Here is a 23,406-nt window from a genome sequence, read left to right as displayed (position 1 = left end):
TTCCATCACTTCAAAAACCCGCTATCGTAATCCGGTGCCGGGATCTCCAGATAGCGCAGGCGCTTCATCTCCCGCCGCCCACGCGTGACCGTGTCCAGGATCAAACCGCAGGTCAGCGACAGGAAGGACAAGAGGCCCAGGCCGGTGGCCAGCACCGCCGTGGGGAAGCGCGGCACCAGGCCAGTTTCGTAATAGGTGATGAACAGCGGCACCGCGATGATCACCGAAATCAGGGCCAGCAGCACCGCGACCAGCCCGAAGGACTGCATCGGCCGCTCTTCCTTGATCAGCTTGCCGATCATCCACAGGATGCGGAACCCGTCGCGGAAGGTGGACAGTTTCGACACCGACCCCGGCGCGCGGTCCTTGTAGGGCGTTTCCACCTCACCCAGCGGCATGCTCATTTCCAGGGCATGCACCACCAGTTCGGTTTCAATCTCAAACCCACCCGCCAGCACGGGGAAGCTTTTCACGAAGCGGCGGGAGAAGACGCGATAGCCCGACAGAAGATCGTCGGTGCGCTTGCCGAACACCATGGTAACCAGGGTGGTCAGCATGACATTGCCCAGCCGATGACCGGCGCGGTAATTCTCCCAGTCGGTGACGCGGGCGCCGTTCACCATGTCCAGCTTCTCATCCAGAAGCTTGGCCACCAGCTTGCCGGCGCTGGGCGCGTGATAGGTGTCGTCGCCATCCACCATGACATACACGTCCGCCTCGATATCGGCGAACATGCGGCGCACGACATTGCCCTTGCCCTGCAACGGCTCCCGCCGCACCACGGCACCGGCTGCCTTGGCAATCTCCGAGGTGCGATCCTTGGAGTTATTGTCATAGACATAGATGGTGGCGGTCGGCAGCGCTTCCTTGAAGTCGCGTACCACGGCTTCGATGGAGGCTTCTTCGTTATAGCAGGGCACCAGCACGGCGATGCGCGGCGCACCCTGGGTCAGACTGTCAGACATGGGATATTCGGGTCCGGTTGGACAAGGGTTGGATGACAAAGAGATAACACGGATATTCGGGGAAAGCTGCGGCGGAAACGCGGCGCTTTCATGTCCGTGTACATTCGTCCCTTTGGATCATGGCAGCTTGACCAACGCCGCCGTCGCCGCGACCTGACCGATCATCATCGGCAATCGCCACTTCAACAGGAATGCCACCCAACCTGCACACTGGGAATGCAGCGCAGGTTGAAGCCGCTTCCCAGCGCCTGATTACCCTTCGGTTGGTGCCGACACCACCTTCCGCAACCGGCACAGCATCATCGGCTCATCCAGGTTGGACTTCACCAGCCCGCAATCGCTCATGTCGGCGGCCAGCCCGTAATGGGGAAGGATATGTTCCGCCGTCCACACTTCCCAATGCGCGACCAGCCAGAAGATGTCCCCCTGATGCGCGTCGATACGGCCATGCATGGCGCGGTTCAGCAGGATGTCGCCATGGTCGGGATGGATGAAATAGCTGTGGATGCGCAGGAACGGCACATTCTTCGGGAACCCATAGGCCAGGAAGCTGGTGGGCGCGTAGCCAGTCTGGATGATGATGGTGTTGTCCGGGTTGGGCAGGTCGGGGATCGACACTTCCACGAACTTGTCTGCGAAGGGCACCCGCGCCCAGGTGCCGGGCCGGGCCGTGACGGTGACCAGCGCCAGCAGGGCCAGCATCACCAGACCCTTGGCCCAGCGCGGCAGCGGCCACAGCGCGATGGCCGCCACCACAACCAGCGGCGCCATCATCTCCAGCGGGATCAGGTAGCGATAGATGGCGAACAGCTTCAGCCAGGCCAGATAGGTCAGGGCGCCCGCCACAAGCAGATACAGCGCCGGGCGGAACGGCACCATCACATCCTTCTTCGGCACAAACCGCCCGGCCAGCGCCAGGAATGGGGTCAGCAGCAGGACCACCACCATTACCGGCACGCGCAGGTCGGTGAAGATAATCTCCCCCACCTTCTTGGGGTCCATCAGCCACGTATAGGGGAAGATCAGATTGTTCCACAGACCATGGGGCAGGAACTTGTCATCCCGGTACGCCTCCGGCACGCCCCAGGGCGATTTGAAGAAGTCGTTGAAATAGGGAAATAGCGGGTTCTGGTAGGTGGACCACAGGTGCCACATCCAATGGCCGGAAAACAGCGCCATACCGGCAATGACGCCGATCCCGAAGAAGAACGACAGGAACATCCGCCGCCAGAACCCACCGGCCACCGCCAGGAAGGCAAAGCAGAGGCCCACGGCATAGGGCAGCGTCGGCTGTTTCAGCCCCACCGCCGACCCGACCAGCAGCCCCGCCACAAACACGATGGGGAACGCCACCTTGGGTGCCGACCCCCAGACATCATCAGCCCGCGCCATGACCAGCCAGGCACTGCCCAGCACGAACAAGCTGATGACATTGTCATAGAAGGTGGTGCCCAGCAGGCCCATCTGCCCGGCCCCGGCAAAGCAGACCAGGGCCAGCGCCACCGACGCCAGCACCCGTGCGCGGCCCCCCAGCACCGGCAGCAGCAGCCAGGCAATCCCCGTCAACGGCACAAGGTTCATCCCCTGCACCCAGGACAGGATGAAGGAGACCGCGCGGCCCGGCAGGAACTGCGCCAGCCAATAGACGGGAATGTCCAGCGTGGGGTTATAGAAGGTCGCCACCTGCGCCGGCGCCACGTCCTGCACCAACTCGCGGCCCTCCAGGAAAGCCATGGCATTGTACCAATGGTAATTGCGCAGGTCCCAGTTCCCGTCCTGGCCCAGGGTCAGCGAATAGAACGCCACCAGAAGGGGCAGCAGGATCAGCAGCGCCACAAGAATGGCGCGCGGCTGTAAAAGGCGGTGGCTGGGAGACATTGGGGGGCCGGGATGATGGTTAAGCTGTTCCGGTGATAAGCCTGCATCCGGGCGCAATCAAGGCGGATACGCCGTCTCCTTCCTGAACGGTTTCTGAACGGCACTTTCAGGGGCCGTTCAGGTTCGCCCCCCTATTGTCGCGTCTGACACCGGCCCGGTTTGAGGTCGGTTGCTTGGCAGACAATGACAGGAGTGTTCAAAATGGCCCGTACCGTTACCGCCGCCAGCCCGTTCGAAGGTGGTTACCGCTTCACGCTGACCAGCGGCACCATCACCGGTGTGCAGGAGATGGAGAAAGGCCGCTGGCAAAATGAGAAGATCGGCCGCAACGAAAGCTGGTCGATCACGGCCGATGGCGTGGTGAAGACCGAAACCGACCGCGACGGCACCGAGGTCACGCTCTATACCGATGCCAATGGGGACGGCGTGTTTTTCGAGGCCTATAGCCTGAACCGCCCCGTCACCAGTGGGGTGGACGATCTCTACCGCTTCACCTTCGACAGCGCCGGAAAGGTCACGACCATTCAGGAATGGGACGATGGCCGCTGGGAAACCGAACGCCCCGACCGGAACGAGACCTGGCAGCTGCGCGATGGTCTGGTCGTGAAGACCGAGGTCGAAAAGGGCCGCACCGAATGGACCGTCTATGCCGACAACAATAATGACGGCACCTGGGTCGAACTGGCCGAGGGCCATGGCACGCTGGACCTTGTGGGCGTGAAGGCGCTGCTGTCCGGCCTGACCGCCGAAGGGCTGGTATACTGATCACCACACCGCAGGTCAGGTCGCGCGCGACCTGACCTGCGGCCCCGTAACTGCTGCTTCTCTCACCTCAATCTGCTATGCTGCGCTTCATCATCCCCCATTTGCACCTCCCCCCCATTCGGAGCTGACAGCTTTCGGAGCTGGCGTTCGTCGTGCTCCGTGTAACACCCCCTGAATTTATGGTTCATTATGTTGCACGAGGCCTGATTGTTTCGGAGTTGCCCCCCTGCCCGCTCCGAAACATCCGCTCAATCCGTGTTTCATAGCGTTGCGTAGCCTCTGTCATCACCCCACCCAAAACCCCGGAGCCAGCCCCATCCCATGCGCCCCTTGCTGCTGCCCCTTTGCCTGTTCCTGGCCCTGGCCGGCGCGCCGCATGTCTGGGCCGATGATGACGATGATGATGACCGCGCCGACCATGACCGCGCCCGCGCGGCGCTGGAGCGCGGCGAGATCATGTCGCTGCGCACCATCATGGAAAAGGCGGAGACCGATTACCCAGGCCGCCTGCTGGAGGTGGAACTGGAAACCAAGCATGGGCGCTTCGTTTATGACATTGAGATCCTGGCCGCCGACGGGCGGCTGGTGGAGCTTCTGTACGATGCAGCCGATGGCAAGCTGCTGAAGGCCAAAGCCGCCGGCAAGGACCTGTTGAAGGAGAAGAAGTGATGCGCATCCTGGTGGCAGAGGATGACGCCAATCTGCGGCGACAATTGATCCAGGCCTTGAACGAGGCCGGCTATGTCGCCGACCCCGCGCCCGACGGGCTGGAGGCCGCCTTCATGGGCGAGACGGAACCCTATGATGCGGTCGTGCTGGACCTGGGGCTGCCAGGCCGCGACGGCCTGTCGGTGCTGCGCGGCTGGCGGGCGGCGGATCGGGTCATGCCCGTCCTGATCCTCACCGCACGCGGCACCTGGCAGGAAAAGGTGGAGGGCATGGATGCCGGCGCCGATGATTATCTGGCCAAGCCCTTCCGCATGGAGGAATTGCTGGCCCGGCTGCGCGCCCTGATCCGCCGGGCCGGCGGACAGGCATCACCAGCGCTGACCTGCGGCCCCGTCAGCCTGGATACACGCACGGGCCGCGTCACCGTGTCGGGCAACCCCGTCAATCTGACGGCCCATGAACAGCGGGTCTTGTCCTACATGATGCATCACCAGGGCCGCATCCTGTCGCGCACGGAATTGACCGAACATATCTATGCCCAGGATTTCGACCGCGACAGCAACACGATCGAGGTGTTCATCGGCAGGCTGCGGCGAAAGCTGGGGGCACCCGTTATCCATACTGAACGCGGCCAGGGCTATCGCATGGAAGCGGTCTGATGCGGCGCGGGTCGCTGGGGCTTCGCCTGCTGGCACTGGCCTTTGTCTGGGTGACCCTGGCGCTGGCGGTCGCCGGCTGGCTGCTGACCGACATTTTCCGCAACCATGCGGAAGTCGAACTGGCCCGCCATGCCGAACTGCACCTGGATGAACTGACGGTGACCTTGCGCCCCGGTGTCGGCGGTCGGGTGGAGGCATCGCGCGACCTGTCCGACCCGCGCTTCCAGCGGCCCTTGTCGGGCCTTTACTGGCAGGTAGCCGATGACCGGGGCGTGGCCGTACGCTCCCGCTCCCTTTGGGACCAACAACTGCGCCCCGATGGCACGGTGCCCGACGATGGCGCCCTGCACCGAAGGACCGCCACGGGACCGGAGGGGGAGGCGCTGCTGGTCTGGTCTCGTCGGGTCCGCCTGCCCGATTCGGAAAGCCCCGTGGAGGTGTCGGTGGCTGCCACCACCGCCGACCTGACCGCCGCCACACGGCGCTTTGCAGAGGTGCTGACCCTGTCGCTGGGCATCCTGGCCCTGGGCCTGCTGGGGGCGGCGCTGGTGCAGGTGCGGTTGGGTCTGGTGCCGCTGGACCGGCTGCGCCGGGCGCTGGCTGACCTTCGGGCGGGCCGGTCCACAAGGTTGGTCGGCGCCTTCCCATCGGAGGTGCAGCCGCTGGCCGACGACCTGAACCAGCTGCTGTCCGACAATGCGGAGATGGTGGAACGCGCACGGACCCAGGCTGGCAATCTGGCCCATGCCCTGAAGACCCCGCTGACCATCATCGCCAATTCTGCCGGCACACTGTCGGACCCCGGCGAATCGGCCCTGATCCAGGCCGAGGCGGAGCGCATGCGCCGGCAGATCGACCGCCACCTGACCCGCGCCCGTGCCGCCGCCATGGCCAAGGGCGCAGGCCTGCGTACCCCCGTCATCCCGACCCTGCGCCCGCTGGCCCGCACCATCGCGCGGCTGCACCCCGACCGGGATATCGAGGTGGCGCTGACCGGTGATGAAACCCTGTCCTTCCGGGGGGAGGCGCAGGATCTGGCCGAAATGGCCGGCAACCTGCTGGATAATGCCGCCAAATGGTGCCGGGGCCGCGTCACCCTGTCCGTCACGGCGGACGGGACGGAAAGGCTGCGGATGATTATCGAGGATGACGGGCCGGGCATCCCGGCAGCCGAACGCGCCGCCGTCCTGGCACGCGGCGTGCGGCTGGACGAGGCGGTGCCCGGCAGCGGCCTGGGTCTGGCCATCGTCGATGATCTGGCCCGGCTTTACGGCGGCGACCTGACCCTGGATCAGGCGGCGGGCGGGGGCCTGCGGGCCGTGCTGTCTCTGCCGCGCGGATGATGTCCGCTGCCGGACAGTTGCTGTCCGGTTCTGAACAGCCCGGTGAGGTAAGCGAATATGGATTTGGCGGGATTGCTGGGTCTGCGGGCGTGGCAAGCCGCTTGCTTTGACCCTGTCACCGGGGCCGGGCATCCCCCTTCCTGCAATGCCCGGTCCTGTCTGCCAGGGCCTGCGCGGACCGTCCCCCCGTTCACCGGATGGGTCCGCCGGCCCTGGCAGCCCTCCCGATCCGCGTGGTCCCACTCACCCCGAAACCAGCGCCGGCTCCGCCATGCGGGTCAGGAAGCCGCGCAGCTCGGGGATGCCCAGGCCGGTTTCCGCCGAGGTGGCCAGCACCTCCGGATGGGCGGCACCGTGGGTCTTCAGGGCCACCGCCACCTGCGCCCGGATCTTGTCAATGGCGCCGGGCTTCAGCGTGTCGGCCTTGGTCAGCACGATCTGATACCCGACCGCCGTCTGGTCCATCATCTTCATCATGTCGACATCATGCGGCTTCAGCCCATGGCGGGCATCGACCAGGACCAGGGCGCGCTTCAGGGTCACCCGACCGCGCAGATAGGATTTGATGAAATCGACCCAGGCGGCCGACCGCTCCTTCGACACCTGGGCGTAGCCATAGCCGGGCATGTCCACCATGACCAGCCGGTTGCCCAGATTGAAGAAGTTCAGCTGCTGTGTCCGGCCCGGCGTCTGGGAGGTACGGGCCAGCGTCTTGCGCCCCGTCAGGGCATTGACCAGGGAGGATTTGCCCACGTTCGACCGGCCCGCAAAGCAGATTTCCGGCAGCACGGCCTCCGGCAAGGTGGTCGCCGCCTCGGCACCCCAGAAGAAGTCGCACTCCTTGGCGAACAGCAGACGCCCGGCCTCGATCTCCATCTCGGTCAGATCACCGATCAGGGACGGGGTGATGGTCAGCGGCTTGGCCATGGCGGAAACTCCTTAGATCTTTACTTGCGCCCTCAAGCGCCGGGCACCGCCATCCGGCGGCTTGGCTTACGGCGCATGTGCGCCGGGCCGGCAGTCGCCGGCCTCCAACGGCATGCGCCGTTGGGGTGAAAAGATGAAACGCCTCCAAGCCATGGCCGGAGACGTTTCATAAAACCCTATCCCAACCTATCACCCAGGCCGGCGACCGCCGGCCCGCGGGCCCATGCCCGCGTAAGCCCAGGCGGCGGATGCCGCCGCCCGGCGCCTGAGGGAACGCATCACGTCGGCTTCACACCCATGCGGCGCATGATGAACCACTGCTGGGCGATGGACAGCAGGTTGGACCAGGTCCAGTAGATCACCAGACCGGCGGGGAAGCTGGCCATCATGTAGGTAAAGATGAAGGGCAGCAGCATCATGACCTTCTGCTGCACCGGGTCCGGGTTGGCCGGATTCATCTTCTGCTGCAGCCACATGGTGGCGCCCATCAGCAGCGGCCAGATGCCGATATGCAGCATGCTGGGCGGATCCCAGGGGATCAGGCCGAACAGGTTGAACAGGGTCGTCGGATCGGCGGCGGACAGGTCATGGATCCAGCCATAGAAGGGCGCATGGCGCATTTCGATGGTGACGTACAGGACCTTGTACAGCGCAAAGAACACAGGGATCTGAAGCAGGATGGGCAGGCAGCCGGCTAGCGGATTGGCCTTCTCCTCCTTGTAGAGCTTCATCATCTCCATGGAGAGGGCTTCGCGGTTATCGCCGTGCTTCTTCTTCAACTCCTCCATCTTGGGCTGAAGCTTCTTCATCTTCGCAAACGCTTCATACTGCTTGTTCGCGATGGGGAAGAAGGCCAGACGCAGGAAGACGGTGAAGACCAGGATGGCGATGCCGAAATTGCCGATGGTCACGCCCAGCCAGTCCAGGCCGTGGAAGAACGGCTTGGTCAGGAAGTAGAACCAGCCCCAGTCAACGGCATAGTCCAGGCTGTCGATGCCCAGCTTGTCATTATACTCGTTCAGCAGGCCGACGATCTTGGCGCCCGCGAACAGGCGGTGCGTGGTCTCGGCGGCGGCACCGGCGGCCACCGTCACAGCCGGGGCCTTGTAGTCGATCTGATAGATGTCGGTGGCGGCCGTCTGGTGCAGGACGCGCATGTCGGTGGTCTGCGCCTGATCGGGGATCAGACTGACCAGCCAGTATTTGTCGGTGATACCGATCCAGCCGCCGGTGGAGGACAGGTTGATGGTCTTCCCGTCTTCCTTCAGGTCGCCGTACTTATATTCCTTCAGGGTGCCGTCGACGATGGCCAGCGGCCCTTCATGCAAGACGTAGGTGCCTTCGACCTTCGGCGTGCCCCGGCGCTGCACGAAACCATAGGGGTTCAGCGCTACCGGCGCCCCGGTTTCGTTGCGCACGCGCTGCGTTACCGTGAACATGTAGTTGGCGTCGATGGCGAAGGTCCGCTCGAACACCAGACCGGCGCCATTGTCCCAGGACAGGGTGACCGGGCTGTCCGGGGTCAGATTGCTGGCGCTGGCGGTCCAGACCGTATCGGCCTTGGGCAGGGCAACGGTATCGCCCGCATTGGCGGCGACCCAGCCGAACTCGGCGTAATAGGGATGCTCGGTCCCGACCGGGGCCAGCAGCACCACTTCCGGGCTGTTCTTGTCCGGGGTGGTCTTGTACTTGGCCAGCGTCAGGTCATCCACGCGACCGCCGCGCAGGTTGATCGACCCGTGCAGGCTGGGGGTGGAGATGGCGACGCGGCCCGTCTCGGCCAGCACGCTGGCGCGGTCGCGCACAGCCGGCACGGCGCCGTCACCGGCGATGCCTGGCGTTGTGCCCGGCACGGTCGGCGGGGCCAGCTCGGCCTGCAGCGCCTGCTGGCGCTGCGCCTCGGCCTGTGCCGCCATCTGGCGCGGACGCTCATAGAAATAATGGAACCCGAACAGGATCGCGATGGAGATCACGATGGTCAGGACAAGGTTCTTCTGATCCGTCATGGGTGCTTGGTCCAGGTTCCGAATTCAATGGCCGGTTACATACCGGGATCGCGCCCGGTTGGTCACATGAAAACGGCGGGCGATCAATGCCCGCCGCAACATTTCTCGTTCCGGGCGTGCCCCGGATGCCGGGGCGGTACCGGGTCATACCCTTCACCACCCCAGGGATGACAGCGCGCCAAGCGCCGCAGGGTCAGCCAGCCGCCCCGCAATGCCCCATGCGCCGCCAGAGCCTCCAGCGCGTAATGTGAGCATGAGGGGTGAAATCTGCAACGGGGCGGGCCCATCATCGGCCGAATGATCCAGCGGTAGAAAAACACAAAAGCCCGGAGCAGCCAGGCCGCCGGGCTCATGCGTTTTCATCCTTCGCCAGGACCGATTCGGCCTGTGCCGCTTCCCGTTTGCCCTTCCACAACCTCAGCTTCTTCAAAGCCTGGGTCAGGTCGGCCTTCAGGTCGGCATAGGGCCGGCGCACCGTTTCCGCCCGCGCCACCAGCACGAAATCGTGCCCGGGGGTGGCATTGGGGGCCAGCACCTCGGCCAAGGCAGCGCGCAGACGACGACGGGCGCGGTTGCGTTCAACCGCACCCCCCACCTTCTTGCTGGCCGTCAGACCGATCCGCACCGGCGGTTCGCCGGGGTTGGGGTGCTGCCGCTCATCATGGGCGCGGGCCTGAAGAACCAGACCCGGCGTGGCCCATTTGCGACGGGCGCCCGCGACGGCCAGGAATTCCGGCCGTCTGGTCAGGCGCCCCACCTTGGATTTGGGAGGCGCCATGCCGGTAACCTTAGGCGCTCAGCTTCTTGCGGCCCTGGGCGCGGCGCTTATTGATGATGTTGCGGCCGGCGACGGTGGCCATGCGGGCGCGGAAACCATGACGGCGGGCGCGCACGATCTTGGACGGCTGAAAAGGACGCTTCACGGTACTTACTCCGGTCTTGGAACTGCTGACGTCTAAAACGAAGCGCGTTCTATAGTGGTGAAGGGGTTGGGAGTCAACGGGGGACAGGGATTACGGCTGCAACCCTGGTCTTCCGCCGTTCTCAATAGGTTTAGTAGCCCGGCGGACGCTTGGCGGTGACCACCTTCTTGGGCAGGGCGAATTCGGTCTTCTGCGCGGCATAGGCGACGGCGATGCGCGCGCCCACCTTGGCGTTGTTCAGCAGCAGGGCGCGGTTGGCGGCCAGGCTGGCCCCGCCCGTCAGTTCCTCCATGCGTTTCAGCAGGAAGGGCGTCAGCGCCTTGCCGCGCACGCCCTGCGCCTCGGCCTCGCCCACGGCCTGGGCAATGGCGGCTTCCACTGCTTCGGCATCGAGCGCCGCGTCATCAGGGATGGGCACGCCGATGACGACGCCGCCGCCCAGGCCCAGCTGCCATTTGGCGCGCAGGACACGGGCCGCTTCATCCGCCGAATCACAGCGGCCATCGACGGGCAGCGGCAGGGACGCCGTGTAGAAAGCGGGGAAACGGTCGGTGCCGAAGCCGATGACCGGCACGCCCTTGGTTTCCAGATATTCAAGCGTGCGCGGCAGGTCCAGGATGGCCTTCGCCCCCGCACAGACGACCGCCACGTCGGTCGCGGCCAGTTCTTCCAGATCGGCGGAGATATCCAGAGTGGTCTCCACCCCGCGATGCACGCCGCCGATGCCGCCCGTGGCGAAGACGGCGATGCCGGCCAGCGCCGCACCGATCATGGTGGCGGCCACGGTCGTGGCACCGTCCGCGCCCTGGGCCAAGGCCACAGGCAGGTCGCGGCGGCTGACCTTGCGGACGCCCGGCTGTGCCAGACGCTCAATATCCTCTGCATCCAGACCGACGCGGATGCGGCCATCCAGGACCGCGATGGTGGCAGGCACCGCCCCTTCGGCGCGGATGGCGGCTTCCAGGGCCTGGGCCGTCTCCACATTGGCGGGATAGGGCAGACCATGGCTGATCACGGTCGATTCCAGCGCCACGACGGCCTTGCCGGCCTTCAACGCCGCCGACACTTCGGGATGGATGGAGAGGAAATCCTGCATGGCACCGGCCCTTGGCAACTTGGTCGGCGCGGAGAATGCAACGCCACCGGCACGGCGCGCAACGCCGCCCACCGGCGGGGCCGCCATGCGCCCATGACCGGGGTTCTGGCGACCTGCGAACGAGCGTGCTAAAACCACCCCATCAATCAAGCAATCGCGCCCCAAGCGCCGCCGGAGAGGAATGACCGAAGATGCCCATGCCCAGCCAGTTCCAGGGAAAGCTGTCGCTGCCCGTCATCGCGTCGCCCATGTTCATCGTCTCCTATCCCGAACTGGTGCTGGCTGAATGCAAGGCCGGCATTGTCGGCACCTTCCCCAGCCTGAATGCGCGCCAGCCGGAAATGCTGGATGAATGGCTGACCAGGATTACGGGCGAACTGGCCGCGTATGCTGCTGCCAACCCGGACAAGCCGGTGGCCCCGTTCGGCGTGAACCTGATCGTCCATCGCTCCAACACCCGGCTTCAGGGCGATGTGGAACTGATGGTCAAGCATAAGGTGCCGCTGATCATCACCTCGGTCGGCGCGCCGGTGGGCATTGTGGAGGCGGTCCATTCCTATGGCGGGCTGGTCTTCCACGACGTCACCAATATCCGCCACGCCAGAAAGGCCGTCGAGGCGGGGGTGGATGGGCTGATCCTGGTGGCCGCCGGGGCCGGCGGCCATGCCGGCACCATGTCGCCCTTTGCGCTCTTGTCGGAGGTGCGGGAATTCTTCAACGGCACCATCGTGCTGGCCGGCGCCATGTCGTCGGGCGCGCAGGTGCGGGCAGCAGAGGTGCTGGGGGCCGACTTCGCCTATATCGGCACCCGCTTCATCGCCACCGCAGAGGGCAATGCGCCCGATGCCTATAAGCAGATGATCATCGAACATACGGGTGCCGACATCGTCTACACTCCGATGTTCAGCGGTATCCCCGGCAATTATCTGGCGCCCAGCGTCGCCGCCAACGGCATCGACGTGAAGGCCATTTCCGGCGGTCAGGCCGATCCCAACCTGTCCATCGAGGATTGGTCGAAGAAGAAGGCCTGGAAGGATATCTGGTCCGCAGGGCAAGGCATCGGCACCATCCATGATGCCCCGCCCGTCGCCGAACTGGTGGCCCGCATGAAGGAAGAATACCGGGCCGCCGCCGCCACGCCCGCCGCCTTCGTGTGACCCTTTGCGGGGTGGGCGGGTCCGCGCTGGACGCTGGGGCGAAAGCCGGCCACAGTCGGGCCGTTTCTCAAGACAGCGGCAGAGCATGACCAGCCCCACCCCGATCGACCCGATCCGCCTTCTGGCCTCCGTTGGCCATGACCTGCGGCAGCCGTTCCAGGCCATGCGCCTGTTCCTTAACCTTTTGCAGATGAAGCTGGTCGATCCCAAACAGACGGAACTGGCCAACCGGCTAGAAGAGGCGCTGGAGATTGGGGCGGCCCAGATGGATCAGGTTCTGACCCTGGCATCATTGGCCAGCGGCAGTGCCAGGCTGCGCCGGGAACAGGTGCCGCTGGGACCGCTCCTGGCCCGTGTCACGGGCGAACTGGCAGAACGGGCGACCCAGGCCGGACGCCCCATCCGCCTTGTCCAATCCAGTCTGGTGGTGGAAACCGATCCCGTCATGCTGGACCGGCTGCTACGCGCCCTGATCGACAATGCCATCACCCATGGCGCGCCCGGTACCCGCATCCTGGTGGGCGTGCGCCGTGCCGGTGGCCCCACCTTGCTGGTGGCCGACGATGGGGAGGGTATCCCGACGGATCAACACGCATTGGTTCTGGAACCGGGCGGGCAGCTGGAACGGCCGGGGCCGATCCGGCGGGGATTGGGGCTGGGCCTGACGCTCTGCCACCATATCGCCCACCGGCTGGGCCACGACTTCACACTGGGCGGGGCCAGGGGCCTGACCGTCCGGCTGGGCCTTCAGCCGATCACGAACCAGTCGGCACCCGCGTCGTAACGCAGGCTCAACCCGTCGGGGATGATGATCTTGTAATCGCTGGCGGCATCGTACCGGCCATCATTGTTCAGATCGATGACCAGATGGCCGTCGATCTGCGCGACATTGGTTACACCTGCCTGCAGGAAGGTCGGGACGGCGGTGGTCGCGGTCAGGGCCGACAGGGCAACCCCGCCAATGCGCAGCAGCGATTCGGACGCCGCATCAAAATCCAGCCTCTCCCCAACCTTGGCATCGACCAGCAGATCCTGATCCCCGGCCACCAGGGCGGTACTGGTGAAGACGAAACGGTCATTGCCGCTGCCGCCCGACATCACATCGGAACCCGCACCGCCATCAATGACGTCATCGCCCTTGCCAGCGATGATCACGTCGGTCCCGGCCCCGGCCCGGATCGTATCGGCACCGGCCCCCGTCACGAACAGGTCATTGCCGGCAGTGCCCGACAGCTTGTCCGCGAAAATGCTGCCGGGGATCGGTTGCAGGTTCAGCCCGCGCACCGCATCCACCGCGTCACGCCCCAGATCGGCCAGCAGGTCCACGACCGACGGCACCAGCACCTGGGTGATCGAATTCACCACGGCCTCACCGATCCAATCATACTTGGCCATTCCCCGCTTCTCCCCCTCTTCATGTCGGCCATCCGGCCTTGGCTATGGCCGGACGCTAGCATGGGCATCATGACACAGGTGTGATGGCCGCCACGGCAAATGAATTATGTTCAATGTTGACGGACGGGCCTGCGGGCGGCATCGCTGTGCCGCCCCTGTCGAAAGTCACCCGCCCTATGGCCCAGCGCTGGAAAATCACCGTCGAGTTCAATGGCAGCCCCTTTCTGGGCTGGCAGCGGCAGGATCATGGCCCGTCTGTCCAAAGCTGCCTGGAAGAGGCCGTGCGCCGCTTCGCTCAGGAAACCGTGACGGTTCATGCGGCGGGGCGCACCGACAGCGGCGTGCATGCCACCGGCATGGTGGCCAGCTTTGACCTGGAAAAGTCGGTCAGCGCGGAGAAGGTGCGCGACGCCCTGAACTATCACCTGAAGCCCAACCCCATCGCGGTGTTGAAGGCAGAGGCGATGGAGGGTGATTTCCATGCCCGCTTCACCTGCATCGGGCGCGCCTATCTTTACCGCATCACCAACCGGCGCGCACCGCTGGCGCTGGATGCGGGGCGGTCCTGGCTGGTGTCCCATCCCCTGGATGCCGACGCCATGCATGCGGCGGCCCAGCGCCTGATCGGCCGGCATGATTTCACTAGTTTCCGCGCCTCGCTGTGTCAGGCAACCAGCCCCGTGAAGACCTTGGCGGAACTGACGGCGACGCGGGTGGGTGAGGAAATCCACATCGTGGCCCGCGCCCGTTCCTTTCTGCACCATCAGGTGCGCAACATGGTCGGCACCTTGAAGATGGTGGGCGAAGGGCGCTGGACCGCCGATGATGTGCAGGCAGCGTTGGAGGCCCGCGACCGATCAGCGGCGGGACAGACGGCACCTGCCGACGGCCTTTATTTCACCCGCGCCTTTTACCCCGGCGACGATTTCCCCGAACCCATCAGCGAGGGACCCAGCACCCCATCCTCCACCAACGGGTAGGAGGCCGCGTCCGGCAACTGATAGTGCCACCATTCAAAGGCGTAATGCTGCCACCCCGCCGCCGCCATGATACCCAGCAGCAGGGCGCGGTTACGCTGCGCCTCCACGCTGATGCTGGTATCGGCATGCCAGGCGATGGGGCGCATCTCGTCAAAGCCCGTCCCCATCTCTAATACCGCACCGTCCGCCTGCGCCAGGGTCAGGTCGATGGCGACACCGCGCCCATGGCTGGACCCGACACGCGGATCGGCGATGAAGGTCGGGTCGGGCAGCACGTTCCACAGCGCCCATTGCGCCGCCGGTGGGCGATAGCCGTCAAAGATATGCAGCCGCAGCCCCTGTGCCGCCGCCAGCCGGATGGCCCGTGCGAGCGCCGCCGCCGCATCCGGATGCAGCAGGCAGAGCGGCCGCGCGAAGATCGGCCTTCCCGTCAGATTATCCGCCGTGGCATAGCGAAGATCGAGATCGACATCGAAGACCGGGGGGGCAATGGTGACGAACCGCATGGTTCACCCTTGTGATGGCGGAAGCCCCTCTGGATAACGAAGCTTATTGCGGATGGAAATGCGTTCATGATCACGCTTGGCCTGGATACGGCGACCAACGCCTGCGCCGTCGCCCTGTGGGATGCCGCATCGGGCCGCACGCTGGCGGTGCGGGCGGAGATGATGCAGCGCGGCCTGGCCGAAAAGCTGGTGCCCATGGTGCAGGAGACCATGGCGGAGGCTGGCATCGTCTTTGCCGACCTGTCGCGCATCGGCGTGACGGTGGGGCCCGGCACCTTTACGGGCCTGCGCGTCGGACTTGCCGCCGCGCGCGGCTTCGCCTTGGCCGCCAATTGCCCACTGGTCGGGGTGACGACGTTGGAGGCGGCAGTGCACGGCCTGGATACCGATATCCGCGCCGGCCACACGCTGCTGGCCGCCATTGAAAGCCGGCGTGATGACCTGTTCCTGCAGCCCTTCACTGCCGATCTGACGCCCTTGGCTGAACCGGCGGATGTGCTGCCCGTCGACCTGCCCGCCTATGCCGCCGCCCACCTGCCGGCGGGTCCGCTGCTGATCGTGGGCGATGCCGCCGCGCGCACGGCCCAGGCGCTGGGAATCTGGAACGGTGCCGTGGTGATCCAGGAGACGGCGGGTGCCGCAGAGGCGCTGGCCACCGCCCGTATCGCGGCGATGCAGGATGGGGCCGGCATCGCGGCCCGCATCGCCGATCCCTTCTATCTGCGCCCGCCCGACGTCACCCTGCCGAAGCAGGGCTAAGCCATGGCGGCGATGGTTCAGATCATTCCCGCCGCCCCCGCCCATGCCGATGTCATGGCGGCGCTGCATGCAATGGCCTTCGCCGACCCGGCCCTGTCCGGTCCCGCCTGGGACGCGCCTGCCTTCGCCGGCTTTCTGGCAACGCCGGGCATCATGGGTTTCATCCTGATGGCGGATGGGGAACCCTGTGCCCTGTCGCTGTGGCGGCAGGTGCTGGATGAAGGGGAATTGCTGACCATCGGCACCGATCCCGCAGCCCGCGGACGCGGCCATGGCACCACCCTGCTGCGCCATGGACTGGCCCATCTGCGGACAAACGGCGTCGCCCGTGTCTTCCTAGAAGTTGCTGTCACAAATACAGCAGCGCAGGCGCTTTATGCTTCACAAGGCTTCACGAATGCCGGGCTCAGGCGCGGTTATTATCAGCATGCGGGCCTGTCAATTGACGCAAACGTCATGGCGACTGATCTGACCTAAGCCGTATTGGTTAAGGCTTCTTGACCAAAAGCCGCTGAACCCCATCAGGACTCGCGGGATTCTCCGGTTGCAGGTCGGCAACGATATAGCCATGTTCCCGTAGACTGGCCGGAACATTTCGCGAAGGTTCCCCATAATTCATACGGACTTCAAGGGTTTGGCCCGAGTTGAGCCGTTCGACGGCAAGTTTCGTACGCACGAATGTCATAGGGCAGACAAGCGAGGTGATGTCCAGAAACTGGTCTGCTATGTTTTCCACGATGCTCGATTCCTTTGAAGACGTACCAAATCGATATTGCATGATGTTGGGATAAGACTTATATCACGATCGAGTTTCTTGGTTGGAGCAATCATACATGACCAACGCATCGTCCTCGCCCGAACTTTTGTCTCTCACGACCGAAATCGTCGCGGCCCATGTCTCGAACAATACAGTCGCGATCAACGATCTTCCGGGTTTGATTGAGCAGGTTTACCGTGCCCTGTCCAACATCGGTACGGAACCGGTGGTTCAGAGCGAGAAGCCGCAGCCGGCAGTCGCCATCAAGAAGTCGGTCACCCCTGAATATATTATCTGCCTGGAAGATGGTAAGAAGCTGAAAATGCTGAAGCGCCATCTGAAGACGGCCTACAATATGTCGCCGGAAGAATACCGCGAGCGTTGGGGCCTGCCGCCGGACTATCCCATGGTTGCACCGAACTATGCCAAGCAGCGTTCGCGTCTGGCCAAGCAGATCGGTCTGGGCACCCGCGCCCGCCGCGCTGGCGATGACGAGTAAAGATCAGCGTGCTCCTGCCTTGCGCGGGAAATACTGACGGGACAAGGGGGCGGCCTGCGGGTCGCCCCCTTCTCTTTCCAGGGATGATATTGTTGCCGCAACCCCTGTGATTTGCGCATGGCACCATGGCGGACCTACCCGCAAGCCCGCTATATCTTTGAAAGTTGCGGGACAAGGGCATGAAACTTTCGTGATCGGCCCCTGCATTGTGACACAGTGGGTTGACCGGCCCGCGCCGCTTCGTGTTATGCCAATGCGTGTGGCGGCGACCGTGGCACCCATGCTTCGTGAAAGACGGAGCAGAGGCCGGAACGGCCGCAGCCGACAAATGCCGGCGACCCAGAATATGTGAGAGCATGGCTGACATCTTTTCCACCGAAGCCCTGATTTCCGGCGAAATTCGTTCCGGCAATCTGGAGGTCCGTCTGGCGGAGACCGCCGCCGAGGTCACTGCGGCCCAGCGCCTGCGCTTCCGCGTCTTCTATGAGGAGATGGCGGCCAAGCCCACGGCGGAGATGATGGCGCAGCGGCGCGACTTCGACATGTTCGACACGCTGTGCGACCATCTGCTGGTGATCGACCGCAGCCTGGGCGACGGCACCGACGCGGTGGTGGGCACCTACCGCCTGATCCGCCGGGCCACGGCGGCGCGCGCCGGCTCCTTCTACTCGTCCGATGAATATGACATCTCCCGGATTGAGGAATATCCGGGAGAGGTGCTGGAACTGGGCCGTTCCTGCGTCGATCTGAATTACCGCAGCCGGGGCACGATGCAGTTGCTGTGGCGCGGGATCGCCGCCTATTCGGCGCATTACGACATCAAGCTGATGTTCGGCTGCGCCAGCCTGCCGGGCACCGACCCGAAGGCCCTGGCCCTGCCGCTCTCCTATCTCTACTACCATCATCTGGCCCCCCCGGCCCTGCGCCCCGTGGCCCTGCCGCACCGCTATGTCGAAATGGCGATGATGGAGGAGCATGAGATCGATCCGCGCCGCGGCATCAACGAGGTGCCGGCCCTGATCAAGGGCTATCTGCGCGTGGGTGGCTTCGTGGGTGAAGGGGCGGTGGTTGACCACCAGTTCAACACCACCGACGTCTCCATCGTCGTGAAAACCGACCTGATCACCGACAAGTACCTGCGCCATTATGAGCGCCGGGGCTCGTCCCTGATCTGATCATCGAAACCGGTGCGGCGGGCGGACAGGATGGATATCGGCTCGACCCTTCTGGGTTTCACGCGGCTGACCCTCTACGGGCTGTTCACGCTGCTCTGCATCCCGGTGCAGGTTGTGCTGCTGCGCCTGTCGCCGCAGGTGGCGGCCGCCCGCTTCCCACGCTTCTATCACCGCCTCTGCTGCCGCATCCTGGGCATTGAGGTGGTGGTGAAGGGACAGCCGGCGAGCGATGCCGGACCGGTCCTGTTCATCGCCAACCATTCCTCCTATCTCGACATTCCGGTGTTGAGCACGATTGTGCCCGTCAGCTTCATCGCGAAGTCGGAGGTGAATGGCTGGCCGGTCTTCGGGCTTCTGGCCCGGTTGCAGCGCACCGTCTTTGTGGACCGCAACGCCCGTCACAAGGCCGATGAACAGCGCGACAGCATACAGGGGCGTTTGCAGGCGGGCGACAGCTTGGTCCTGTTCCCCGAAGGGACCAGCAGCGACGGCAACCGCACCCTGCCCTTCAAGACGGCCCTGTTCGCCGTCGCCTCCACTCGCATCGGTGAACGCCCCCTGACGGTGCAGCCGGTCAGCGTGACGGCAACCCATCTGGATGGTATCCCGCTGGGCTATGTCTGGCGGCAGCTTTACGCTTGGTATGGCGACATGGAACTGCCACCGCACCTGTGGCGCATGGTGCGCGCGGGCCGCCTGCGCATCGTCGTAGAGTTCCACACCGCACAGTCGCTGGATACCGCCGGCACGCGCAAGGCCCTGGCCGATATTTGCTGGCAGTCGGTGGCCCAGGGCGTGGAACGCGCCGTCACGGGCCGCGCGGCGTAAGTCTTTCCTTCACATCCGGCCATTCCCGGTCTGTGACCGAAAAATAAACGGAGTGGCGCAGGCTGCCGTCGGCACGGACGACATGGTTGCGAAACGTCCCCTCCTCCACGGCCCCAATGCCGACCAGGGCGGTGCGGGATTGCACATTGTTGCTGTCGGTCTTGAATTCCACCCGTACACAGCCCCAGACCTCAAACGCATGGCGCAGCATCAGGAGCTTGGCGTCGCGGTTCACGCCTGAACGCTGAAACCCCTTGCCCAGCCACGTATAGCCGATCTCCACATGCCGATTGGCCTTGTCGATGGCCAGATAACGGGTGGAGCCGGCGATACGGCCCGTGGCCTGTTCGATGGTCACGAAGGGCAACATGCGGCCCGCCTGCTGTTCGGCCAGCGCAAAGCCGATCCAGGCCGCCATCTCGTCCCGGCTGCGCACCGGCGTCGGGTACCAGCGGAAGATGTCCCCTTCCAACCCGACTGCACACAGCGCGTCCAGATGCTCCACCCCCAGCGGCTCCAGCCGGGCGGCGGTCCCCGTCAGAGTGATGGGGGCCGTATCGATACGGTTGAAATCATGGACGGGATAGGGACGGTCAGACATGGGGCACCGGTTCAGGGGAAAGCCACCGACAGCTTTCCCCAAACGACCCCTGTGCGGTCAATCCAGGCATTGTCCGGGAGACGAGATTTATGCCGCTCCCTAAGCCGCGTCCGCCACGGCCCCTGCCAGCCCGGCCAGGATCAAGGCGCCCATGGCCAGATGCTCCGCCGCCTTCACGGGCGACAGGTTGTAGAAGCCCTTCCAGGCGGCGGCCTGGTCCACATCCGCCTGCCCCGGATGGGCCAGGCGCCAATGGCGTTCCACCGCGGTGGCGATGATGCGGTCAGTGGAGATCAGGCCCGGTAGTCGCACATCGCTATGAACCGACAACATCTCTGACACGGCCCACAACGCCTCTACCGTCAGTTGCCGGTACTCGGGGTTCATGATGCGATCCAGACGCGCCTCCACTTCGCGTGCGAAGTCGCGTTCGCCGGGCGTGCGATCGGCCCTCAAGGTGGCGCTGTCCAGGCGCATCTCCTGATGGCTGGGGTCGGCGATGATCACGCCGTCACCATGGCGCAGAAGCCCCCAGACCCGCCGGAAGAAGGCGTCCGGTACCGGCAGCAGCGTGCCCGTGGTATCGCGCCAGCCCCACCAGTCGCCACCGGTCAGCACGGTCGCCGTCCAGTAATCGCCCTCCATGGCGAATTCCGGCTGGTCCACGGCACTGCCGCGCGACAGCACGGGCAGGCAGAAATCCCCCGTCATGCCAGGGCAGCGGGAAATCAGGCGGCGCAGGCGCGTCAGGATGGCGTGCGGCCCCTCGCCCTTGAGCACCTCCAGACCCGCCGCATCCGACAGGCCGCGCTGCCGCGCCACGCTGCGGATCAGCAGGCCCAGAAGGTCGGCCGGGCGCAGCGACAGGGTATAGCGGAACAGGTCCGGGCTGGCCTTGATCAGGGTGCCGCTGAACAGCAGCATCTCTTCGCGCAGCATCAGGGTCGCGGGATCGCCGCCGATGGTGGCCAGCCGGGCCGAGATGTCGGCATTGGCCAGCGGGCGGTCAACGGTGCTGGCCCCCAGGATCACATGCTTCTGCCGAACCACGATCTCCTTCACCGCGTCCTGCAACCGCTCATCATGGCGGTTCAGCAGATGGGCCAGGGGCCGCACGATATCCCAGCGCCCGGCATGGCCGGCGGCGCGGTACAGATCCTCCGCCCGCTGCCACAAGGGCGCGCCGCCCTCCGTCACGAAATCCCGTCCCTGCCGCTGCCACAGCAGGGTCAGCATCAGCAGGTGCCAGTCAGCGCGACGCTCACCCGACAGGGATTTGGCCAGCCAGGGCGTGTCCCCCTCCTCGATCCAGCGGCGATCCTCCCCGCCCGGCGGCGGTGCCTTGAAATCATAGGCGTCGTCACCGGCCCAAGCGCGCACGGGCCGGGCCGTCACGGGACAGGAAGGCGCGATCTGGTCAAAGCCGACGATACGCGCCCCGCCATAGGCATCGATCAGGTCACTGCCCCGCACGCAGAGGTCGGGCACGCGGCCCGACACAAGGTCGGCCAAGGTCTTGGCCAATTCCGCGAAGCCTTCGCCCGCCGCCATGCCCTTGGACACGGGAAAAACCAGCAGCGGCGGCTTGGTAAAGGTCCAGGTGCGGTTGATATAGGCGATTTCAGACAGCAGCCGGTCGACCAGGAACCGGTGGTCATAGGTGAAGTAGAACCCGTCCTGTTCATCGACGAAGGTGGGCACGATCACCGCCGGCTGCCCGGCAAAACGGAAGCCGCAGGCAGTGATCAGCGTACCCAGTCGGCGCGGCGGCCGCCCCGACAGGCCCAGAACCTCGCACCGGCCCAGTTCCGCCAGCGCGCCGACCAGCACATCGACATGGCAGATATTGATCGACCCGCCGGCCTGCGCCAGCGTCTGGCAGCTGACACCCTGTTCCTTCAACTGTGCCCGAACCTTATCATCCTCGGCCAGAACCACCAGACGCACGGGCACCGGCGGTTTGGGCTTCAGCTTGGCGCGGCGGTTCAGCGGATCGACATCGCCCGGCGCCAGGAACCCCTCATCGATGAGCAGCCCCATGATGAACAGGCTCTGCGCCCACAGCAGGGGCACATTCTCGTTCGGCACGCGCGTCTGGCTGCCGGGATGGGCGCGCTCGGCCTCCACCGCCTCTTCCGGGACGATGAACAGTTCCGGCAGCAGGGCGTCGCCACCGCGTTCAACCAGCAGGCTTTCCAGCTTTTCCCGCCAATGGGCCGCGTCACGGGCATCCCCCGTCAACAGGGCCGTGACGTAGAAATAGGTGTAGAAAAGCGGCCATTCGCTTTCGATGCCGCGGAACCGCTCCAGCTCGCCCGCCTCGTAATGCAGGCGGGAATGATCCTCCAGCACCGTCTGGTGCCCGTCGGTCAGGAAGCGCTTGCAGCCATAGGGGCCGCCCAGCTTGGTCAGGATCTCGTTGCGCGTCCGCTCCACCAGATCGGGGGCATCCACGGCGAAGGCGGGCCAGCCGATGATGCCCAGCGTGGCGGCATCCACCTCCTTCGACCCGGATTCACGCGGCAGCAGCGCCTCCACAGTGGCCCGCGCCCGCGCGATCTCGTCCGGGACGGCATGGATGACGGCCACCCGGCCCCCATCCTCGCCCAGCAGGTCCAGGCCCTGCATCGCCTCCATGGCGGCCTTGGCCATGCCGATGGAACTGGCGTTCAGTTCCACGGCCCCGTCATTGATCTTGCGCCCCCGCTCCCAGATGCCGAAATCGGCGATGCGGTAGGCGGGGCCGATATAGTGGACCAGATTCTGGACGAAGGAGACCTCGTCCATCGTATAGATGACGGACATGCCCGACCGCGTCATCTGCGCCAGCATCAGCAAGAACAGCGAGGTGGCGTCGATCTGCAAATGGCCCCAGCCATCATCGGCGGCCACCGCCTCACCCGTGCTGGCCGAATAGATGGCGTGCAAACTGTCCAGCGGGGCCTGGGTATGCTTGAACCGTTCAACCTTGGCCGCCTGGCGCATCATGGCCTGCAACAGGCCGCGCATGGTCTTGACCACGCCCTGTTCCAGCAGGCGGGCGCGGGCCGTGCTGTCGCCCCGGCGGCGATAGGCCAGCGACAGGGCCCAGGGACCGATGATCGAATAGACGTTATCGCGCACCCAGGCATGGGTGTAGTTGCCATGCACCGTGACCGCCGTGCTGGCCGGCAGCAGGCCTGTGATCGGATGCTGACGTGACAGGATCACGCGGTTCACATGGTCGAACAACCGGTCCAGCGCGGTCTTCACCGCCTGCCCGCCCTGCTTGGCCACTCCCCGTGGCAACGGCGATTCCGGCATCTGGCACCCCGTAACAAACATACTGCATGCATACCCATTGAGAGTAACAGCGTTACACGTCCGCGCAACTGTTGCATTGCAGCATCAGCGGATTTCAGCAAAGTCGTGTAGGCGCGGTTCGTCGTTATGCCGGACACTGCGCAGCCCATGCACTGAGGTTAACGCACTCACATTAAAGGTGGCAGGAGAGAAATGAGTCTTATTGCGACTCAAAA

At 64.9% G+C, this 23,406-nt stretch carries 25 protein-coding genes; 12 read left to right on the top strand and 13 right to left on the bottom strand.

Annotation, left to right across the window (positions count from 1 at the left end; genetic code table 11):
* Window positions 1-5: 5 nt before the first annotated feature.
* Together ACT6Q8_RS00915 and ACT6Q8_RS00910 are read right to left on the bottom strand one after the other, a co-directional pair.
* Entirely contained in the window at window positions 6-965 is a 960-nt protein-coding gene (locus ACT6Q8_RS00915) for a glycosyltransferase family 2 protein (RefSeq protein WP_054165791.1), read from the bottom strand.
* 252 nt (window positions 966-1,217) lie between these two features.
* A complete protein-coding gene (locus ACT6Q8_RS00910; RefSeq protein WP_444733771.1) occupies window positions 1,218-2,843 on the bottom strand; it encodes a hypothetical protein in 1,626 nt (541 codons plus the stop codon).
* A 201-nt stretch (window positions 2,844-3,044) separates the two neighbouring features.
* On the opposite strand from ACT6Q8_RS00910, the gene ACT6Q8_RS00905 reads away from it, so the two are divergent.
* The 4 genes from ACT6Q8_RS00905 to ACT6Q8_RS00890 all read left to right on the top strand — a co-directional run bounded on the left by ACT6Q8_RS00905 (window position 3,045) and on the right by ACT6Q8_RS00890 (window position 6,279).
* A complete protein-coding gene (locus ACT6Q8_RS00905; RefSeq protein ID WP_444733772.1) occupies window positions 3,045-3,608 on the top strand; it encodes a hypothetical protein in 564 nt (187 codons plus the stop codon).
* Between the two features lie 321 nt (window positions 3,609-3,929).
* A complete protein-coding gene (locus tag ACT6Q8_RS00900; protein WP_444733773.1) occupies window positions 3,930-4,277 on the top strand; it encodes a PepSY domain-containing protein in 348 nt (115 codons plus the stop codon).
* The gene (locus ACT6Q8_RS00895) at window positions 4,277-4,936 is read left to right on the top strand and encodes a response regulator transcription factor (protein WP_444733774.1); all 660 of its coding nucleotides are present in this window, start codon (window positions 4,277-4,279) and stop codon (window positions 4,934-4,936) included. Before ACT6Q8_RS00900 ends, ACT6Q8_RS00895 begins: the two co-directional genes overlap by 1 nt.
* The gene (locus ACT6Q8_RS00890) at window positions 4,936-6,279 is read left to right on the top strand and encodes a sensor histidine kinase (RefSeq protein ID WP_054165787.1); all 1,344 of its coding nucleotides are present in this window, start codon (window positions 4,936-4,938) and stop codon (window positions 6,277-6,279) included. Before ACT6Q8_RS00895 ends, ACT6Q8_RS00890 begins: the two co-directional genes overlap by 1 nt.
* A gap of 243 nt (window positions 6,280-6,522) precedes the next feature.
* Here ACT6Q8_RS00890 and yihA read toward each other — a convergent pair whose 3' ends face one another.
* The 6 genes from yihA to ACT6Q8_RS00860 all read right to left on the bottom strand — a co-directional run bounded on the left by yihA (window position 6,523) and on the right by ACT6Q8_RS00860 (window position 11,231).
* A complete protein-coding gene (gene yihA / locus ACT6Q8_RS00885; RefSeq protein WP_054165786.1) occupies window positions 6,523-7,206 on the bottom strand; it encodes a ribosome biogenesis GTP-binding protein YihA/YsxC in 684 nt (227 codons plus the stop codon).
* Between the two features lie 278 nt (window positions 7,207-7,484).
* Window positions 7,485-9,212, bottom strand: coding sequence for a membrane protein insertase YidC (gene yidC / locus ACT6Q8_RS00880; protein WP_054165785.1), 1,728 nt, complete (start codon window positions 9,210-9,212; stop codon window positions 7,485-7,487).
* 83 nt (window positions 9,213-9,295) lie between these two features.
* A complete protein-coding gene (gene yidD / locus ACT6Q8_RS00875; protein WP_082371902.1) occupies window positions 9,296-9,565 on the bottom strand; it encodes a membrane protein insertion efficiency factor YidD in 270 nt (89 codons plus the stop codon).
* Window positions 9,562-9,990, bottom strand: coding sequence for a ribonuclease P protein component (gene rnpA, locus ACT6Q8_RS00870; RefSeq protein ID WP_054165784.1), 429 nt, complete (start codon window positions 9,988-9,990; stop codon window positions 9,562-9,564). The genes yidD and rnpA overlap by 4 nt, the downstream gene beginning before the upstream one ends.
* Before the next feature lie 10 nt (window positions 9,991-10,000).
* Window positions 10,001-10,135, bottom strand: coding sequence for a 50S ribosomal protein L34 (gene rpmH, locus ACT6Q8_RS00865; RefSeq protein ID WP_029013881.1), 135 nt, complete (start codon window positions 10,133-10,135; stop codon window positions 10,001-10,003).
* A gap of 130 nt (window positions 10,136-10,265) precedes the next feature.
* Window positions 10,266-11,231, bottom strand: coding sequence for a pseudouridine-5'-phosphate glycosidase (locus tag ACT6Q8_RS00860; protein ID WP_054165997.1), 966 nt, complete (start codon window positions 11,229-11,231; stop codon window positions 10,266-10,268).
* Between the two features lie 191 nt (window positions 11,232-11,422).
* Here ACT6Q8_RS00860 and ACT6Q8_RS00855 point away from each other — a divergent pair, with 191 nt between their 5' ends.
* Window positions 11,423-12,388, top strand: a complete 966-nt coding sequence (locus ACT6Q8_RS00855) for an NAD(P)H-dependent flavin oxidoreductase (RefSeq protein WP_444733775.1) — start codon at window positions 11,423-11,425, stop codon at window positions 12,386-12,388.
* Between the two features lie 85 nt (window positions 12,389-12,473).
* The gene (locus ACT6Q8_RS00850) at window positions 12,474-13,172 is read left to right on the top strand and encodes a sensor histidine kinase (protein WP_054165782.1); all 699 of its coding nucleotides are present in this window, start codon (window positions 12,474-12,476) and stop codon (window positions 13,170-13,172) included.
* Here ACT6Q8_RS00850 and ACT6Q8_RS00845 read toward each other — a convergent pair.
* Window positions 13,136-13,783 (bottom strand): hypothetical protein, encoded by a 648-nt coding sequence (locus tag ACT6Q8_RS00845; protein ID WP_054165781.1) that lies wholly within the window; start codon window positions 13,781-13,783, stop codon window positions 13,136-13,138. The two genes, ACT6Q8_RS00850 and ACT6Q8_RS00845, sit on opposite strands and share 37 nt — an antisense overlap.
* A 176-nt stretch (window positions 13,784-13,959) precedes the next feature.
* Here ACT6Q8_RS00845 and truA point away from each other — a divergent pair, with 176 nt between their 5' ends.
* Window positions 13,960-14,763 carry a tRNA pseudouridine(38-40) synthase TruA gene (gene truA / locus ACT6Q8_RS00840; RefSeq protein WP_444733875.1) on the top strand — a complete coding sequence of 268 codons (804 nt, stop codon included), beginning with the start codon at window positions 13,960-13,962 and terminating at the stop codon, window positions 14,761-14,763.
* On the opposite strand, the gene ddpX is transcribed toward truA, so the two are convergent.
* Window positions 14,694-15,269 carry a D-alanyl-D-alanine dipeptidase gene (gene ddpX / locus ACT6Q8_RS00835; protein ID WP_054165780.1) on the bottom strand — a complete coding sequence of 192 codons (576 nt, stop codon included), beginning with the start codon at window positions 15,267-15,269 and terminating at the stop codon, window positions 14,694-14,696. The genes truA and ddpX overlap by 70 nt on opposite strands.
* 66 nt (window positions 15,270-15,335) lie before the next feature.
* On the opposite strand from ddpX, the gene tsaB reads away from it, so the two are divergent.
* On the top strand, window positions 15,336-16,028 hold the full coding sequence (tsaB, locus tag ACT6Q8_RS00830) for a tRNA (adenosine(37)-N6)-threonylcarbamoyltransferase complex dimerization subunit type 1 TsaB (RefSeq protein ID WP_054165779.1): 693 nt from the start codon (window positions 15,336-15,338) through the stop codon (window positions 16,026-16,028).
* Between the two features lie 3 nt (window positions 16,029-16,031).
* A complete protein-coding gene (locus ACT6Q8_RS00825) occupies window positions 16,032-16,505 on the top strand; it encodes a GNAT family N-acetyltransferase (protein ID WP_444733776.1) in 474 nt (157 codons plus the stop codon).
* A gap of 10 nt (window positions 16,506-16,515) precedes the next feature.
* Here ACT6Q8_RS00825 and ACT6Q8_RS00820 read toward each other — a convergent pair whose 3' ends face one another.
* Window positions 16,516-16,806 (bottom strand): sulfurtransferase TusA family protein, encoded by a 291-nt coding sequence (locus ACT6Q8_RS00820; protein WP_082371901.1) that lies wholly within the window; start codon window positions 16,804-16,806, stop codon window positions 16,516-16,518.
* A 55-nt stretch (window positions 16,807-16,861) separates the two neighbouring features.
* Here ACT6Q8_RS00820 and ACT6Q8_RS00815 point away from each other — a divergent pair, with 55 nt between their 5' ends.
* From ACT6Q8_RS00815 to ACT6Q8_RS00805, 3 genes are all read left to right on the top strand, one after another.
* Window positions 16,862-17,284, top strand: coding sequence for a MucR family transcriptional regulator (locus ACT6Q8_RS00815; protein ID WP_054165777.1), 423 nt, complete (start codon window positions 16,862-16,864; stop codon window positions 17,282-17,284).
* A 356-nt stretch (window positions 17,285-17,640) separates the two neighbouring features.
* Window positions 17,641-18,459: a GNAT family N-acetyltransferase gene (locus tag ACT6Q8_RS00810; protein WP_054165776.1), complete on the top strand. Its 819-nt coding sequence runs from the start codon at window positions 17,641-17,643 to the stop codon at window positions 18,457-18,459.
* Between the two features lie 30 nt (window positions 18,460-18,489).
* Window positions 18,490-19,287 (top strand): lysophospholipid acyltransferase family protein, encoded by a 798-nt coding sequence (locus ACT6Q8_RS00805; RefSeq protein ID WP_444733777.1) that lies wholly within the window; start codon window positions 18,490-18,492, stop codon window positions 19,285-19,287.
* Here the strand turns inward: ACT6Q8_RS00805 and ACT6Q8_RS00800 are convergent.
* Both ACT6Q8_RS00800 and ACT6Q8_RS00795 read right to left on the bottom strand, forming a co-directional pair.
* On the bottom strand, window positions 19,268-19,888 hold the full coding sequence (locus tag ACT6Q8_RS00800; protein WP_444733778.1) for a GNAT family N-acetyltransferase: 621 nt from the start codon (window positions 19,886-19,888) through the stop codon (window positions 19,268-19,270). The genes ACT6Q8_RS00805 and ACT6Q8_RS00800 overlap by 20 nt on opposite strands.
* A 99-nt stretch (window positions 19,889-19,987) precedes the next feature.
* Window positions 19,988-23,191, bottom strand: a complete 3,204-nt coding sequence (locus ACT6Q8_RS00795; protein ID WP_444733779.1) for a glycoside hydrolase family 15 protein — start codon at window positions 23,189-23,191, stop codon at window positions 19,988-19,990.
* Window positions 23,192-23,406 lie beyond the last annotated feature (215 nt).

The sequence above is a fragment of the Niveispirillum sp. genome, from assembly GCF_052437035.1.
Classification (GTDB): Bacteria; Pseudomonadota; Alphaproteobacteria; order Azospirillales; family Azospirillaceae; genus Niveispirillum.
Note: the sequence above shows the minus strand (reverse complement) of the source record. Positions and strands in the feature narration are given on the sequence as shown.